This is a genomic window from Solimonas sp. SE-A11 (genome assembly GCF_030345715.1).
GTDB lineage: Bacteria > Pseudomonadota > Gammaproteobacteria > Nevskiales > Nevskiaceae > Solimonas_A.
In genome coordinates this window covers 54550-69361 of record NZ_JAUASX010000005.1, presented here as the reverse complement: position 1 = coordinate 69361, position 14812 = coordinate 54550, and the positions used below count along the sequence as shown (strand labels likewise).

The 14812-nt window shown below is 67.9% G+C and carries 12 protein-coding genes; 3 read left to right on the top strand and 9 right to left on the bottom strand.

Going from position 1 to position 14812, the window contains the following annotated elements:
* Nucleotides 1–19 precede the first annotated feature (19 nt).
* On the top strand, nt 20–1783 hold the full coding sequence (locus QT386_RS07895; RefSeq protein ID WP_289273207.1) for a permease: 1764 nt from the start codon (nt 20–22) through the stop codon (nt 1781–1783).
* Nucleotides 1780–4359 carry a DNA mismatch repair protein MutS gene (gene mutS / locus QT386_RS07890; RefSeq protein ID WP_289273206.1) on the top strand — a complete coding sequence of 860 codons (2580 nt, stop codon included), beginning with the start codon at nt 1780–1782 and terminating at the stop codon, nt 4357–4359. Before QT386_RS07895 ends, mutS begins: the two co-directional genes overlap by 4 nt.
* 49 nt (nt 4360–4408) lie before the next feature.
* On the opposite strand, the gene QT386_RS07885 is transcribed toward mutS, so the two are convergent.
* The 6 genes from QT386_RS07885 to QT386_RS07860 form a co-directional block, all read right to left on the bottom strand.
* Complete coding sequence (locus tag QT386_RS07885; RefSeq protein ID WP_289273205.1) at nt 4409–5260, bottom strand: SURF1 family cytochrome oxidase biogenesis protein; 852 nt, start codon at nt 5258–5260, stop codon at nt 4409–4411.
* Nucleotides 5261–5371: 111 nt separating this feature from the next.
* Nucleotides 5372–5608: a DUF2970 domain-containing protein gene (locus QT386_RS07880; protein WP_289273204.1), complete on the bottom strand. Its 237-nt coding sequence runs from the start codon at nt 5606–5608 to the stop codon at nt 5372–5374.
* A 1-nt stretch (nt 5609) separates the two neighbouring features.
* Nucleotides 5610–6098 (bottom strand): DUF2505 domain-containing protein, encoded by a 489-nt coding sequence (locus QT386_RS07875; protein ID WP_289273203.1) that lies wholly within the window; start codon nt 6096–6098, stop codon nt 5610–5612.
* A gap of 110 nt (nt 6099–6208) precedes the next feature.
* A complete protein-coding gene (locus QT386_RS07870; RefSeq protein ID WP_289273202.1) occupies nt 6209–7561 on the bottom strand; it encodes a DUF1329 domain-containing protein in 1353 nt (450 codons plus the stop codon).
* A 189-nt stretch (nt 7562–7750) separates the two neighbouring features.
* Nucleotides 7751–9103: a DUF1329 domain-containing protein gene (locus tag QT386_RS07865; RefSeq protein ID WP_289273201.1), complete on the bottom strand. Its 1353-nt coding sequence runs from the start codon at nt 9101–9103 to the stop codon at nt 7751–7753.
* Between the two features lie 94 nt (nt 9104–9197).
* The gene (locus tag QT386_RS07860) at nt 9198–10583 is read right to left on the bottom strand and encodes an AarF/ABC1/UbiB kinase family protein (RefSeq protein ID WP_289273200.1); all 1386 of its coding nucleotides are present in this window, start codon (nt 10581–10583) and stop codon (nt 9198–9200) included.
* Nucleotides 10584–10605: 22 nt separating this feature from the next.
* On the opposite strand from QT386_RS07860, the gene QT386_RS07855 reads away from it, so the two are divergent.
* Nucleotides 10606–11040 (top strand): hypothetical protein, encoded by a 435-nt coding sequence (locus QT386_RS07855; protein ID WP_289273199.1) that lies wholly within the window; start codon nt 10606–10608, stop codon nt 11038–11040.
* A gap of 88 nt (nt 11041–11128) precedes the next feature.
* On the opposite strand, the gene QT386_RS07850 is transcribed toward QT386_RS07855, so the two are convergent.
* From QT386_RS07850 to QT386_RS07840, 3 genes are read right to left on the bottom strand one after another with little or no spacing between them, the layout of a single operon-like run.
* Nucleotides 11129–13639 (bottom strand): DUF1329 domain-containing protein, encoded by a 2511-nt coding sequence (locus QT386_RS07850; RefSeq protein ID WP_289273319.1) that lies wholly within the window; start codon nt 13637–13639, stop codon nt 11129–11131.
* A 44-nt stretch (nt 13640–13683) separates the two neighbouring features.
* On the bottom strand, nt 13684–14394 hold the full coding sequence (locus QT386_RS07845; protein ID WP_289273198.1) for an energy transducer TonB: 711 nt from the start codon (nt 14392–14394) through the stop codon (nt 13684–13686).
* A gap of 6 nt (nt 14395–14400) precedes the next feature.
* On the bottom strand, nt 14401–14811 hold the full coding sequence (locus tag QT386_RS07840; RefSeq protein ID WP_289273197.1) for a biopolymer transporter ExbD: 411 nt from the start codon (nt 14809–14811) through the stop codon (nt 14401–14403).
* Nucleotide 14812 lies beyond the last annotated feature (1 nt).

Here is a 14812-nt window from a genome sequence, read left to right as displayed (position 1 = left end):
TGGCCTCCGTCACTTTTTCATGCATCTCGCGCTGCTCCTCGCCACGCTCGCTGCGCTGCTCGCCGGTCCGCTGATCTACGCGGTGGCCCACAAGCGCCCGTCGCTGCTGGCCTTCCTCGACGGCTTCGTGCTGGTCAGCATCGCCGGCCTGGTGCTGCTGGACGTGGTACCGGGAGCCGTGGTCGACGGCGGCCCCTGGAGCGCGGCCTTCCTGCTGCTGGGCCTGCTGGGCCCCACAATCTTCGAACACCTGCTGAGCCGCGCCCGCCGTGGTGCCCATATCGCTGCACTGGCGCTGGCGATCTTGGGCCTGGTGCTGCACAGCATGGCCGACGGCGCCGCGCTGTCGCCGCTGGGCGAGGAGGCCCTGCATCGACACGAGGCCCTGGCGTTGGCGGTGGCAATCCACAGCATTCCGGTAGGCCTGGTGGTCTGGTGGCTGATGGCGCCGGTGTTCGGGGCCCTGCTGCCCTCGCTGGCCATCGGCGCCATGTGCCTGGGCACCATCGCCGGCTACCGTTGGGGTATCGAGCTCAATGCCGTCATGGGCCTGCAGGCCAGCGCCTGGTTCCAGGCCCTGGTCGCCGGCTCGATCCTGCACGTGGTCTTCGGCCGCCCGCACCTGGACGACCACGCCGCCGAGCAGGCCAGCCGCCCGCCCTACGAGGGCCTGGGCAACCTGGTGGCGGTGGGTGCGCTGCTGATCATCGGCGGCGCCCATGCTCATGCGCACGAAGCCGGACACTCCGGCTTCGACGAACGCTTCCTGTCGCTGGCGCTGCAGTCGGCCCCGGCCCTGCTGCTGGCCTACCTGATCGGCGGCTTCGTCTCCGGTGAGCTGCCGGAACGCTGGGTGCGCTGGCTCTCTGGCGGCGGCCCGGGGGCGCAAGCCCTGCGCGGCACCGCCCTGGGCCTGCCGCTGCCGCTCTGCTCCTGCGGCGTGCTGCCGCTCTACCAGTCGCTGATCCAGCGTGGCGTGCCGGTGGCAGCGGCCACGGCCTTCCTGATCGCCACGCCGGAGGTCGGCCTCACCGCCCTGTTCGTCTCGCTGCCGCTGCTGGGCTGGGAGGCGACCCTGCTGCGCGTGGTTTGCGCGGCACTGCTGGCCGGCTTCATCGGCTACACGCTGGCGCGGCTGCTGCGCAGCAATGCTCCGGCGCCGGCCGCTCCCGCGGCGTGCTGTGGCTGCGGCATGCCGGCACCCGCCCCGGTCGCCGCGCCTGAGCCGCGCCTGAAGCGCGCACTGCGCAGCGGCCTGGTGGACCTGGTGGACGACACCGCCGCCTGGATCGTCGCCGGTATCGCGCTGGCGGCCTTCGCCTTGCCCTATGCCGAGGGCGTGCTCTGGTCCGACCTGCCGGATGGCATCGAGGTCCTGGTGTTCGCCGCGCTGGGCTTGCCGATATACGTCTGCTCCGCCGCCGCCACGCCGCTGGTGGCGGTGCTGATCGCCGCTGGCGTCTCGCCCGGCGCGGGTATCGCCTTCCTGCTGACCGGCCCGGCCACCAACGTCGCCACTTTCGGCGTGCTGGCCAATATCCACGGCCGCCGCCATGCCCTGGCCTTTGCGGCGATCACCGCCGCCGGCGCGGTAGCGATCGGTCTGGCGGTGAACCTGCTGGCACCGCCGATGCAGACCACGATCCCCCACCTTCACGACCACGGCGGCAGCCTGCTGCAACAGGTCAGCCTGGTCCTGCTGGTCCTGCTCTATGCGGCCTCGCTGCTGCGCCGCGGCGGCCGCGGCTGGATGGCCGATTTGTTCGAGTCCTCGCGCACATGACCGCTGCCACGCCCTATAGCGAACACACGCCCTTGATGCAGCAGTTCTTCGGCATCAAGTCGCAGTTCCCGGACACGCTCGTGCTGTTCCGCATGGGCGACTTCTACGAGTTGTTCTACGACGACGCGCGCAAGGCGGCGCGGCTGCTCAACATCACGCTGACGCAGCGCGGCGAATCCGGTGGCCAGCCCGTGGTCATGGCGGGCATGCCGCACCACTCCGTCGAGCAGTACCTGGCGCGACTGATCAAGGCCGGCGAGTCGGCGGTGATCGCCGAGCAGGTGGGCGAGGTCGGCGTGGAGAAGGGGCCGGTACGGCGCGAGGTCGTGCGCATCGTCACCCCCGGCACCGCCACCGACGAGGCCCTGCTGGACGCCCGCACCCAGACCCTGCTGGCGGCCGTGGCGGAAACCAAGGATGGTTTCGGACTGGCCTGGCTGGAGCTGTCCACCGGCCGCTTCGCCGTGCTGCAGGCGGCGCGGCGCGGCGACCTGCTGTCCGAGCTGCAGCGCCTGCGCCCCAGCGAGCTGCTGGCGGCCGACGGCGGCGACGCGGACTGGGGCGGCTTCCCGGCACGGATACGCCCGGTCTGGCACTTCGATACCGCTTCCGCCTACCGCCTGCTCACCGCGCAGTTCTCCACCCGCGACCTGCGCGGCTACGGCTGCGAAGAACTGCCCGCGGCCATCGCCGCGGCCGGCGCGCTGCTGCAGTATGTCCAGGAGACACAGAAGGCCGCCCTGCCCCACGTCACCGGCCTGCGTACCGAGACTGCCGGTGAGGCGCTGATCCTCGACGCCACTTCGCGGCGCAACCTGGAGATCGACCGCTCGCTCTCCGGCCAGCACGACTACACGCTGCTCAGCGTGTTCGACAGCTGCGTAACGCCGATGGGCGCGCGCGCCCTGCACCGCTGGCTGACGCGCCCGCTGCGAGACCACGCGCAGCTCGAAGCGCGCTACGCGGCGGTGGCCAGCCTGCTGGAAGACTCCGCCGACCGTGGCCTGCGCGACTCCCTGCGCGACATCGTCGACATCGAACGCATCCTGGCGCGCATCGCGCTGCGCTCGGCGCGCCCGCGCGACCTGCTGGGCCTGTCCAACAGCCTGCAGGCGCTGCCCACCGTGGTGGCCGCGGTGCAGTCGTTGGAGGCGCCGCTGGTCGGCGCGCTGCGCCAGGAACTGGGCGACCACGGCGACACCGCCGCGCTGCTGGCCACCGCGCTGTCCGACACACCGCCGCTATTGGCGCGCGACGGCGGCGTCTTCCGCACTGGCCATGACGAGACCCTGGATCACCTGCGGCAGCTGTCCGAGAACGCTGACGGCTTCCTGGTGGACCTGGAGCAGCGCGAGCGTGCCCGCACCGGCATCGACGCCCTCAAAGTCGGCTACAACCGTGTCCATGGCTACTACATCGAGGTCGGCAAGACCCACGCCGCCAAGATTCCGGCCGACTACACGCGCCGCCAGACGCTGACCAATTACGAACGTTACATCACCGACGAGCTGAAGAAGTTCGAGGACCAGGTGCTGTCGGCCCGCGACCGCGCGCTGGCGCGCGAGAAGGAACTCTACGATGCTCTGCTGGAGCAGCTGGCGCAGCGCCTGCGGCCGCTGCAGCAAGCCGCGCAGGCCCTGGCGGAGCTGGACGTGCTGGCCTGCTACGCCGAGCGCGCACGCGCGCTGAACCTGAGCCGACCGCAACTGCTGGACACGCCCTGCCTGGAAATCCGCGGCGGGCGCCATCCGGTGGTGGAGCAGACGCTGCGCGAACCCTTCGTGCCCAACGACCTGGTGCTGGACGACAGCCGCCGCCTGCTGGTGATCACCGGCCCGAACATGGGCGGTAAATCCACTTACATGCGCCAGACCGCGCTGATCGTGCTGCTGGCGCATGCCGGCTGCTACGTGCCGGCCGAGTCAGCGCGCCTGGGGCCGATCGACCGCATCTTCACCCGCATCGGTGCCGCCGACGACCTGGCCTCCGGCCAGTCCACCTTCATGGTGGAGATGAGCGAAACCGCCAACATCCTGCACAACGCCAGCGAACAGAGCCTGGTGCTGATGGACGAAATCGGCCGCGGCACCTCGACCTACGACGGCCTCTCGTTGGCCCGCGCGGTAGCGGAGCACCTGGCGGCCAAGCTGCGCTCCTTTACGCTGTTCGCCACCCATTACTTCGAGCTGACGGCGCTGGCCGACGAGCTGCCGGGCGTGGCCAATGCCCACCTCGACGCCGCGGAGTACGCCTCAGAGGCCGGTGAGCGGCTGGTGTTCCTGCATCAGGTCAAGGAAGGCCCCGCCAACCGCAGCTACGGCCTGCAGGTGGCGCAGCTGGCCGGCGTGCCGGCGCCGGTGATCCGCAGCGCCCGCGCGCACCTGCTGGAGCTGGAAGGCCGCGAGCCGCCACCCTCGGCCAAGGCAGCCGCGGCCGCGGTGCCGCAGATGTCGCTGTTCGGCCCGTCGGACTCGGACAGTGACCGTCTGCTGGACCAGCTGGATCCGGACGCGATGTCGCCGCGCGAGGCGCTCGAGCAGCTTTACCGGCTCAAGGGCCTGCGCGGCAAGAAATAGGCAGGAACCCAACACCGGGGAGCGGCGGCGGCCGCTCCCCGGTTGCGTGCTAGCGCTGGAGCTTGCCCAGCGGCGCGTGCGGATTCTGGGGCTTGGCAGCCTGGCCGCCTTCAGCTGCGGCGGCCAGCGGCGCGGCGGAGGCCGGAGCCTTGGGCTTGGCCTTGCCTAAGATCGCAAGGAGCAGCCACAGCAGCAGCACCAGCGCGGCACCGCCGAAGCCGGCATAGCTCATCGCCTGGAAGCCCTTCACCACGGCCTGGCGCTGGCCGACCCAGTCGCGGTCCAGTCCGTCTCCCAGGTCGGTGCTCAGCATCAGCAGGCCCTGTGCGATCTGCTGGGAGTTGAACAGGCACTTCATGTCGCCAAAGCTCGGGTCCGGGCTGGCCAGGGTCTTGGGCCAGCTCGTCTCCAGGCAGAATTCGCGGCTGACCTCATGATCGCTCGCCAGCGGCAGGGACACCCAGTAGCCGGACAACTGGACCTCCGCCGAGGACAGGGCCAGCTTGGCCGGGTCACGGCTGTCAGCCGCGCTGATCCAGCCACGATTGATGATGATGAACTCGCCCGCCTCGCTGGCATCGCCCTCGCCGGGCGTATAGGACAGCGCCAGCCACAGGTCGAAACCCTCCCGGCCGCCCGCCAGTCGGCGCGGCACCAGCAGTTGCTGGTCCACCACGAGCTTGCCCGAGACGTTGCCGAGATCGACCTCGCCGTCCGAGGCCGTGGTGTTGCTGGTCAGGACCAGGGGCGTGCGGCCCTGGGCCGCTTCGTACAAGGCCAGGTCGGCGGCGGAGGCCGCAGCCAGCTTCTGCTGCTGGAGCCCGAACCACGATGAACCCGCTGCCACGCCCAGGGCCACAACACCCAGGGCCAGCACGCGCAAGCCATGACTGACTGCCATCTCGTCTCCTCCCGAATATTCCGCGCGCTCGGACGGCGCGCTAGCCCCCTTTATGCCCCGGAACCGGGGGGATGGGCAATACCCGCCGGGAGGAACGGTGGTTCAGTCCGGCTAGAGCCCGGCGCTGCGCAGGGCCAGGCGCACGGCGATCCAGACCACCCCGATGAAAGCCAGGGTCATGCCCAGGCCCACGGCGATGAAGTGCAGCGGCTTGCCCTTGGTGAAATCGCGCTCCCGGTTCTTCGAGCTCTGGACCCCGAAAAACGAGGCAGCCACACTGGCAATGGTCTGCCAGAGGCTGGGCGGCTCGCCGCCCGGCGGCAGTCCGGGATCGGGTGCGGGACTCATGTCAGTAATCGCGCAGGATCTTGAGGCTGACCTGGTAGTCGGTGCGCGACTTGGCCTGCAGGTCTTCGGCCAGCACCTTCTCCAGCTTGCCACCGATCAGCGGGATACCGCAGGAAACGTTCCAGACCAGGTGATTGGCGCAACCCTGCCCTGCGGGCTTGAGCTGCATCTCGGTGAAGACCTTCACCGGGGCGCCCTTGATCTCGGTGTCGATACGACCGGTCCGCTTCTCCAGGTCCCAGGCGTCCTGCTGCACCACCGACACCGACTCGCCGATGAACTTCTTGGCGAAATCCGGCAGCGGTGCGTCGGACTTCATGCTGAATCGGCACTTGATGCGGAAGCGCTTGTCGGTCTTCTCGTGTTCCAGCACCTCCACGTCCCAGGCGCCAGAGTCGCGGTACTTGCGCTCGAAGTAGCTGCGGTCGGTGTACATCTGCAGCACCGTTTCGATCGGCTTGTCGTAATCGAGCTTTTCGTCGTACTTCATCCCATCCCATCCCCGGCCGCTTTGCACGGCTCGCTTATCGTCACGCTGAACAGAGAAAGGCCGCCGGGTATCGCCCGGCGGCCTTTCTTGTCGCTGATGCTCTTTGCAGCTTACTTCGTCGTCATCTTCTGCACGGAGGCCGCGCTGAAGTAGTCGGCGTTGAAGCTGGCCGTTGCGTCGATCGGCTTGTCTTCGTTCCACGCGGCGGTGATGAAGTAACGGCCCGAGGTGAAGTGGTAGATCACTTCCGGCACCGTCGTCGCCGCCAGCAGGTTGGACGCATTGATGATATGGCCTTCCTGGAACTGGTAGAGCTGGTCGCGGTTGTCGTAGTCGTCCACGGCGGCGATGGTCCAGCCATCCTCGTCGAGGTAGAAGCGACGCTTCTTGAAGGTATGGCTGGTGCCCGGCTTGATGTCGGCCTCGACCACCCAGACGCGGTGCAGCTCATAGCGCGGCAGGTCCTGGTTCAGGTGCTTCGGCTTGGCCAGGTCCTTGTACTTGGTGCCCTTGCCGGCAATCTTGTTGGAGTTGTACGGAATGTACATTTCCTTCTTGCCGATCAGCTTCCAGTTGTAGCGTTCCAGGGCGCCGTTGAACATGTCGACCTGGTCGTAGAACTGGTGACCGTCGGTGCCTTCGTACGGGTTGTCGCAGCAGACCGTCGGGGCGCGACGGATGCGCTTCAGACCGGGCGAGTAGAGCCAGGCGGCACGGCCTTCGGCGCCGGTGCCCATCTTCTCGTGCACCAGAATGAAGGTACCGGCCAGGCGAGGCGGAGCCACGGTCTTGGACAGGTACTTCAGGAACTCGCCCTGGCCGGGCTTGAGCTCGGTCGGGTTCTTCAGCGAGGCGTAGCCGAAGGTCACGTCCTCGACGATCTTGGTCAGCTGGAACTGGCCGTTCGGCTGCACGATCATCTGGTTGTTGTAGCGGGTGACCGACTCACCGCGCCACTTCAGCTTGTGGTTCCAGATCGGCTCGGCGCCGGACTTCGGAATCGGGAACGGGAAGCCCAGCTTGCAGCCATTGAGGATTTCCGTGTTGACCAGTTCGCAGGTCGTGGCGTTGGCCTTGGTGGCGGCGTAGATTTCTTCCGGCCAGCCGATCTTGCGCACCGACGGATACACGTTCAGCTTGTAGCTGTCATAGCTCGACAGCAGCTTCTTGTGGCCTTCGGTCAGCTTGGCGCTGTACTGCGCCATGTTGGCCTTGGTGATCGTGAACAGCGGCTTCTGGGCGTCCACGTCCGGGTCGTTCGGCCACTCGCCCTTCAGGGCGCCGGTGCGGGCACGCGGGGTCCACTCCGGGATGGTCTTGTCGGCGTTGCCGGCCTTTTCGGCGCCGACGGGCGTCAGCTCGGTACCGAGTTTGCCCGCCTCTGCGGCAGGAACCTTGGCACCCGCCTGCGCCGTCAGGCACAGGGCAGCGACGCCAAGGACTGATGCTAGGGTTTTCTTCATCGGGAACATCTCCTCGTCTGGTTATTTCGGATGGCTGCCGCTGGCGGAGAAATTTGACCCAAGGGCACCGAGTGCTGGGGATGCTAGCGCAAATCCCCTGGAGCGCCAACAAATTTCAGGGGGTTACGCCTGAAACTTCATCGCACTGCAACAGGGGCTGAATGTCCCCTGAACGGTGGCCTCATCGCCCTACCGGGTGGCCCGCTTCTGTACCGTGGCGGCACTGAAGTAGTCCGGACGGTAGTCCTGGGTGAAGTCGTAGGGCTTGTCCTCGTTGAACAGGGTGGTGATGAAGTAGCGGCCGGACCCGAAGTGGTAGATCACTTCCGGCGCCGCCGAGGTGGCCAAGATGTTGTAGCCGAAGCCGATGTGGCCTTCCTGGAACTGCACCAGCTGGCCGCGGTTGTCGTCGTTATCCACCATCGCGATCGCCCAGCCGTCCTCATCCAGGTAGAAGCGACGCCTCTTGAAGGCATGGGTCTCGCCGGGGCGCAGCTCGGCCTCCACCACCCAGACACGATGCAACTCATAGCGGGCCAGATCCTGGTTCAGGTGCCTGGGCCGGGCTAGGTCGGCGAAGCGGGTCTTGGGGCTGATCAGGCGGTAGGGATCGTAGGGGAGGATCATCTCGCGCTTGCCCAGCAGCTTCCAGTTGTAGCGCTCCAGGACGCCGTTGTACATGTCCACCTGGTCGTAGAACTGGTTGCCGTCCGTGCCCTCGGCCGGGTTGTCGCAGCAGACCGTGGGGGCGCGGCGCACACGCTTGAGCGTGGGGGTATAGAGCCAGGCAGCACGGCCTTCGCTGCCGGTGCCGACCTTGTCATGTACCAGGATCGTGGTGCCCGACAGGCGCGGCGGCGCGATGGTGCGCGCCATGTAGTGCAGGTAGTCGCTCTGCCCGCCCCCCAGCGTCACCGGGTTCTTGATCGAGGCATAGACGAAGCGCACGTCCTCGATGATCTTGGTCAGCTGGTACTGGCCGTTGGGCTGCACGATCATCTGGTTGTTGTAGCGGGTGACCGACTCGCCGCGCCACTTCAGCTTGTGGTTCCAGATCGCCTCGGCGCCGGATTTGGGGATCGGGAACGGAAAGCCCAGGCGGCAGCCGTACAGGTCGTCGCTCCCACGCAGCTCGCAGCGGACGGCGTTCTCGCGGGTGGCGGCGTATATCGGCTCGGGCCAGGCGGACTGGCGGTGCGAGGGATAGACCAGCATCTTGTAACTGTCGTGGGCCGCCAGCAGCTTCTTGTGGCCCTCCGACAGGCGCGGCGCGTACTGCGCCATGTTGGCCCGGGTGATCGTGTAGAGCGGCTTGTCTGCCTCCACTGCCGGGTCGGTGTAGAACTCGCCGGCCAGGGACCCACGCTGCTTGCCCGGCACCCAGGCGGGGATGCTGCCGTCCTGGTTGCCCGCCTTCTCGGCGCCAACCGGGGTCAGGCGGGCGCCCAGCTGGGCCGCCTCCCTTTCGGTGACGCGGGCGGCCGCGGGGACTGCGGCCAGCAACAGGACGGACGCCGCCAGGGTGGCGAGGATCGGCTTCATGGTGAATCTACCTGCGGCGCGGGGGGCTGCCGCTCGAACAGGGCCGGGATGCTAGCCCAGCGCGCCAGCCGGCGCCATCGTCCGTCCCCGGCCCTCAGGGTTCTCCCAAGTACTTCAGCAGCATGTCGCGGGCGTTCAGCTCGCCATGCAGCGTGGCCAGCATGATGAACACCCCTGCCAGGCGACGGTGCAGGAAGACGATCTCCCGCGGCGGCACCTTGAAGTGCACCGACAGGGCATTGGAGGCCGCCATACGCCCCGCCCGCATCGGCAGGTCGCTGGCACCCCAGAGATACTCGCCCTTGGCGTTCTTCAGCCGCTCCGGCATGTGGGCCGCATCGCCGAAGGGCTCCACGATGGTCTCGCAGAGCTGCACGAAGGTATCCAGCACCGGCTTGGGGAAGCTGGCCTTCATCAGCCCGATATCAACGCCGCCGCGCAGTATGGCGTCGCGGTCGCGCTGGATGGCACCGCGCACGATATCGGCATAGCTTTCCACGAAGCCACGGCCGAACACGCGGGTGGCGCCGAAGTCCAGCAGCACGATGCGATCCTGGCCGTCCTCCCCCGGGCGGATGCGGTAGTTCCCGAAATGCGGGTCCGACTGCACCATGTGCCAGCGGAAGAACTCCTTCAGGAACACCTCCACGAAAGCCGCGGACAGGGCGTTGCGCCGGGCCTGCGGCAGGCGTTGCACGGCGTCGTCGCGCACATGGTTGCCGTGCTCGAAGCTGGTGGTCAGCACGCGGTCGCTGGAATACTCCCCGAACACGCGCGGCACCACGAAGCGCGGGTCGTCACGCAGCTTCTCGCCGAAGGTCTGGGTGAAATGCCGCTCGGTTTCGTAGTCCACCTCGCGGTGGAGCATCTCGCGCACCTCATTGAACACCGGCTCCAGGTCCAGGCCCTTGGGCGCCAGGCGCGTCATCATCAGCAGGCGTGACAGCGTGCGGATGTCGCTCTCGATGGCATCGGCCACGCCCGGATACTGGATCTTGATCACCAGCTCCTGGCCGTCGCGCTTGCGCCGGGCACGGTGGGCCTGGCCCAGCGAAGCGGCTGCCAGCGGCGTCTCGTCCACCTCCAGCTCGCGCAGGCGGTCCCGGCCGATGCCGCGCTCCAGCACCGGCAGGACCACATGCCAGGCTACCGGCGGAGTGTCGTCCTGCAGGCTCGACAGCACGTCGACGGCCTCTTCCGGCAGGAAATACTGGCCGTAGAGCGACATCATCTGCCCGGCCTTCATGACCGAGCCCTTGAGGCGGCCCAACTCGTCGGCGAGCACCTCGGCCTGGCGCTTGTAGAAGTCGCGGTCGGCGTGGCCACGCGCGGACTCGTCGCGGAAGATGTTGGCGATGGAGTGCGCCACGATCTTGCTGCCCGCGCCCAGGCCCAGCATCGTCATCGCGATGTTGCGCTCCAGCGGCCGGGTTTTCAGCGAGGAAATGCTACTCTTGCCGCCCTTCCTGTCTTCAGTCATCGAGAGTCCACGGATGAAGTCCTTGAGCGATATTCTATTGGCCCCGGAGAAGAAAGACGCGGTCGTGGCCGATCTGTCCCATTTGCTGGAGAGCGCCCTGGCCAACCGCGGCGGCCTGACCGGCATGGCCCTCAAGACCGGCCTGGCCATGCTCAAGTCTGGCCGCCCCGACGTCCTGGAGCGCGGCGCCACTCGCATGCTGCCTGAATTCGCGGCCCAACTGCAGCCCCTGTTCGAACGCTTCCAGAAGGACGGCGGCAGCGACTTCGCCGGTTTCATGAAGAAGAACAGCGACGAAGCCGCCACCGTCCTGGCCCGGACCATCGACCAGCTGATGTCCACCAGCCAGAACGCCACCGCCAAGTCGCTCTACGCCAAGTTCCGCGGCGGCGCCGACAAGGACATCGCGGCGATGGTGCCGGAGGTCGGCCGGCTGGTCCAGAAGTACTTGGCCTGACCAGGGCCCGATCGGAGGCCTCGCCGGGACTGTCCCGGCAGGGCCTCTTGCCTGCGGCCACAGTCACCCCGCAGCCGCACGGCCGGCGTCAGCGCCCGTAGCGCGCCTTGACGGTGGCCGGCAGGAACTCCGAATCCTTCATCGCCTCGCCGTACTTCGGCGGCGGGTCGTTGTCGTTGAGGCGGTTGGCGAAGTAGCGCCCGTCCTTCAGGTCGTAGGTGAAGACAGGCGCCGTATTGGCAAACTGCGCGTCGTAGAAGGCCAGCAGGTGGCCCTCCTGGAAGCGCCAGGGCCGGCCGTCGCGGTCGTAGTTCTCCACCAGCACCACGTTCCAGCTGTCCTCGTCGACGTAGAACACGCGCTTGCCGAAGGTGTGCCGCTTGCCCTCGCGCTCCACCGCTTCGATCACCCAGACGCGGTGCAGCTCATAGCGCATCACGTCCTGGCGCGGATGGCCGGGGCGCAGCAGGTCCGCCGCCTTGACGCTGCCGTCCAGCAGGCGGTAGCCGTTGTAGGGGATGTAGACCTCGCGCTTGCCGGTCAGCTTCCAGACGTAGCGGTCGAAGGCACCGTTGTACATGTCCATCATGTCGACGAACATCAGGCCGTCCGCACCCGGGAACGGCTGGTCGTAACCCACCGGCGGCACGCGGAACATCTTGTTGATCTTGGGCGGCAGCACCCAGATGTTGCGTGGGTTCTCTACCGAATTCGCTGTCTCGTGGACCAGCACGAGGAAGTCCGTGTCGTTGCGCGAGCGGCCGAACCAGGTCAGGTAGTAGAGCAGCACATTGCTCTTGGACAGATCCGCCGGTGCGCGCACGTTGCCGTAGCGGAAGGCCACGCGCTCGGTCTGCTTGAGCGTCTGCAACTGGCCGTTGCGCTGCACTACCGCCTGCGTCGACTGCATGTCGACCGAGTCGCCGCGGTAGCGCGTGCGGTGGTTCCACATGACCTCCACGCCGGACTGCGGGCGCGGAAAGGGCACGCCCAGGCGCGCGCCTTCCAGGGCGTCGGAGCCCAGCAGCTTCGCCTTGCCGATGTTGGCCTTGCTGGCGTCGTAGATCGCCTGCGGGTAGGCCACGCTGCGACGCGTCGGGTAGACCGGCATCTGGTAGCCCGGATACCGCGCCAGCAAGGCCTGGTGGCTCGGCGTCAGGCGGTTGCGATACTGGGTGGCATTGGCGGCGGTGATCGTAAACGACGGCTTGTCGCCGGCATACGGGTTGGCCAGGCGCGCACCAGGGCTGCCGCCCTTGGCCAGGCCACCGGTCCAGGCCGGGATGGTGCCGTCGGCACTGCCCGGACGGTCCGCACCGATCGGCGTATGGGGATCGCCGCCGGACTCGGCCAGCGTGACGCTAGCCTGCTGCCCGGAGGACAGCGTGAAACTCTCGCCGCTCATGCGGCCACTCATCTGGAAGCCGCCATCGCCCCGCTGGCGCCGCTGCGCCGCCGCCGCCAGGGCCTGCTCGCGCGCCTGGCCTGATTCCAGGTAACGCACCCACTCCGCCGCCAGCTTCTTGGCAGCGACGAACTGAGCCGCCTCGCGGAACGCCTCCAGCGAGCCCTCGACATCGGCCTGCTGATAGCGGGCCATGCCCAGCGCCAGCAGGGTGTTGCCGTCCTTGCCGCCACGCTGCACGGCCTTGAGCAGCGCGTCGGCCGCGGCGGCGTACTCCTCCCGGTCCAGGCGCAGCTGGCCAAGCTGGCGGTACAGCGTCGCGTCTGGCTGCAGCTTCAGGGCCTCCTCCAGCGCCGCCATCGCAGGCACCGACTCGCGTGCGGCGATCCAAAGTCCGGCCAGCAGTTTCCAGTTGGCGGCATCGGCCTTGAGCACGCCCTTCTGCATCCAGGACTGCAGCAGGGAGCCCGCCTCGAAGGGCGCACCGATCTGGGCCGTGAGCTGCACCAGGCGCAGGCGATCGTCCGGCTTGTCGAGGAAGCCCATGCGATTGGCCAGCTCCATCACCGCCTGCGCGCGTTCCTTGCTGCCGTAGCGGATCGTGGCCGCGGCCAGGCGCATCCAATCGTCGCGCTGACTGGGGTCGCGCTTGAGCAGCGCCTCCAGGATCGGCAGCGCTTCCTTCTCCTGCCCCGCACCGAACAGCGCCGCCACCAGCGCGCGCTGCCAGCTCGGGTCCGGATTCTTCACCGCCGCCAGGCCCTTCTGCAGCAGCGGCACGGCGTCACGGAAACGCTTCTGCTCGACGTAGGCCGCACCCAGCGCCACCAGCGTCTCCGGCGCGGCATTGCCGGCCTTCACCTGCGCCTCGAGCTGCGGCAGCACACGCTTGAAATCGCCACCGGCCAGGTAGAGCTGCGACAGGTCGCGCTTCATCTGCTCCGCGGCGATGCCCGAGAGCGCCTTGGTGGCCAGCGCCTGCTCCAGGTACTTGGAGGCCTGCGCGAAATCCTTCTTCGCCACCGCCTGCGCCGCCAGCTCTCGCAGCAGCAGCGCCTTGGCATAGGGATCGGTGGTCGTCTGCAGCTGCTGCTGGGCACTCTTCTGTGGCGCCGGCTGCGGCACGCTGTCCAGTTCCTTGACCTCACTGCGGTACTGGTCGGCCGATGCCGTGCACGAGAGCGCCAGGAGCATCAGCCCCACGATTCCCGATCCCCGATTCCCGATTCCCGGCTTTTTCATTGCTGCCAGTTGTAGATGCAGTCTTCAGGCAGCATGTCGACGCGCTGCTTGACCGTGCGCGCCTTGCCGGTGGACTGGTAGATCCAGTTGCCGACGCTCTCGATGGCCGCGACCTCGAACACACCGCGCGGATCGGCATCGACCAGCTTGACCTCGCTGACGCGGCCGTTGGGCATCACCGTGAACACCACTTCCACCCAGCCGCGTATGCCCTGCTTGCAGGCCCATTCCGGCATCTGCGGACGCGCCGTGGACAATGGGATCAGCGGCTTGCCCTTGAAGCCCTCGCCCTTGCCGATGCCGCCACCGCCCCCGCCGGAACCACTGCCGCCGCCACGTCCGGCGAAGCCGCCGAACAGGCCGCTGCCGTTGAGGCTGGAGCCGCCCAGGCCCAGGCTGGAGGTGTTGATCGCCGGAATCTTGATCGGGCCCGCGTCCACCGGTGCCGAGGCCGGGAAGCTCATCGTCGGCAGGTCGGGCCGCGCCAGCGACGGCGGCGCCGCGGGCGGTGGCGGCGGCTCGTCGGCGGCCGCCTCCAGGTCCTGCGGTGAAGTATCTTCGGGCTGCACCTCGACCATCTCCACCGCCTCGACCACGGTCACGGCCTCCACGGCGTGGCGCTCGGAGGGCCGGATCATCCATTGCATCAGCCAGAACAGGCCGAACACGATAACCAGGCCCAGCAGCAGGGAGGCAAGCAGGCGCATGGGCGATCAGCGGATCGGCTGCGCCGCGACGGAAACATCCTTGACGCCCGCCAGGCGCGCCTGGTCCATGGCCTCCACCATCAGCCCGGCGCGCGCGTCCTTGTCGGCCTGGATGATGACACCGGCCTGCGGGTTGGCGGCACGCATGCGGCCGATCACGGCGCGCAGCGCGCGGATGTCCACCTGCTGCTTGTCCACCCAGACCTCGCCGCGTGGCGAGATCGCCACGATGATGTTGTTGCGCTCCTCGCGCACCGCGGTCTGCGCCGTGGGCCGGTTGATCTGGATGCCGGCCTGCGTCACGAAGGTGTTGGTGATGATGAAGAAAATCAGCAGGTTGAGGACGAAGTCCAGCATCGGCGCCAGGTCGATGCCGGTGTGTTCTTCGGTGGGAGTGCTGTGACGGCTGAAACGCATG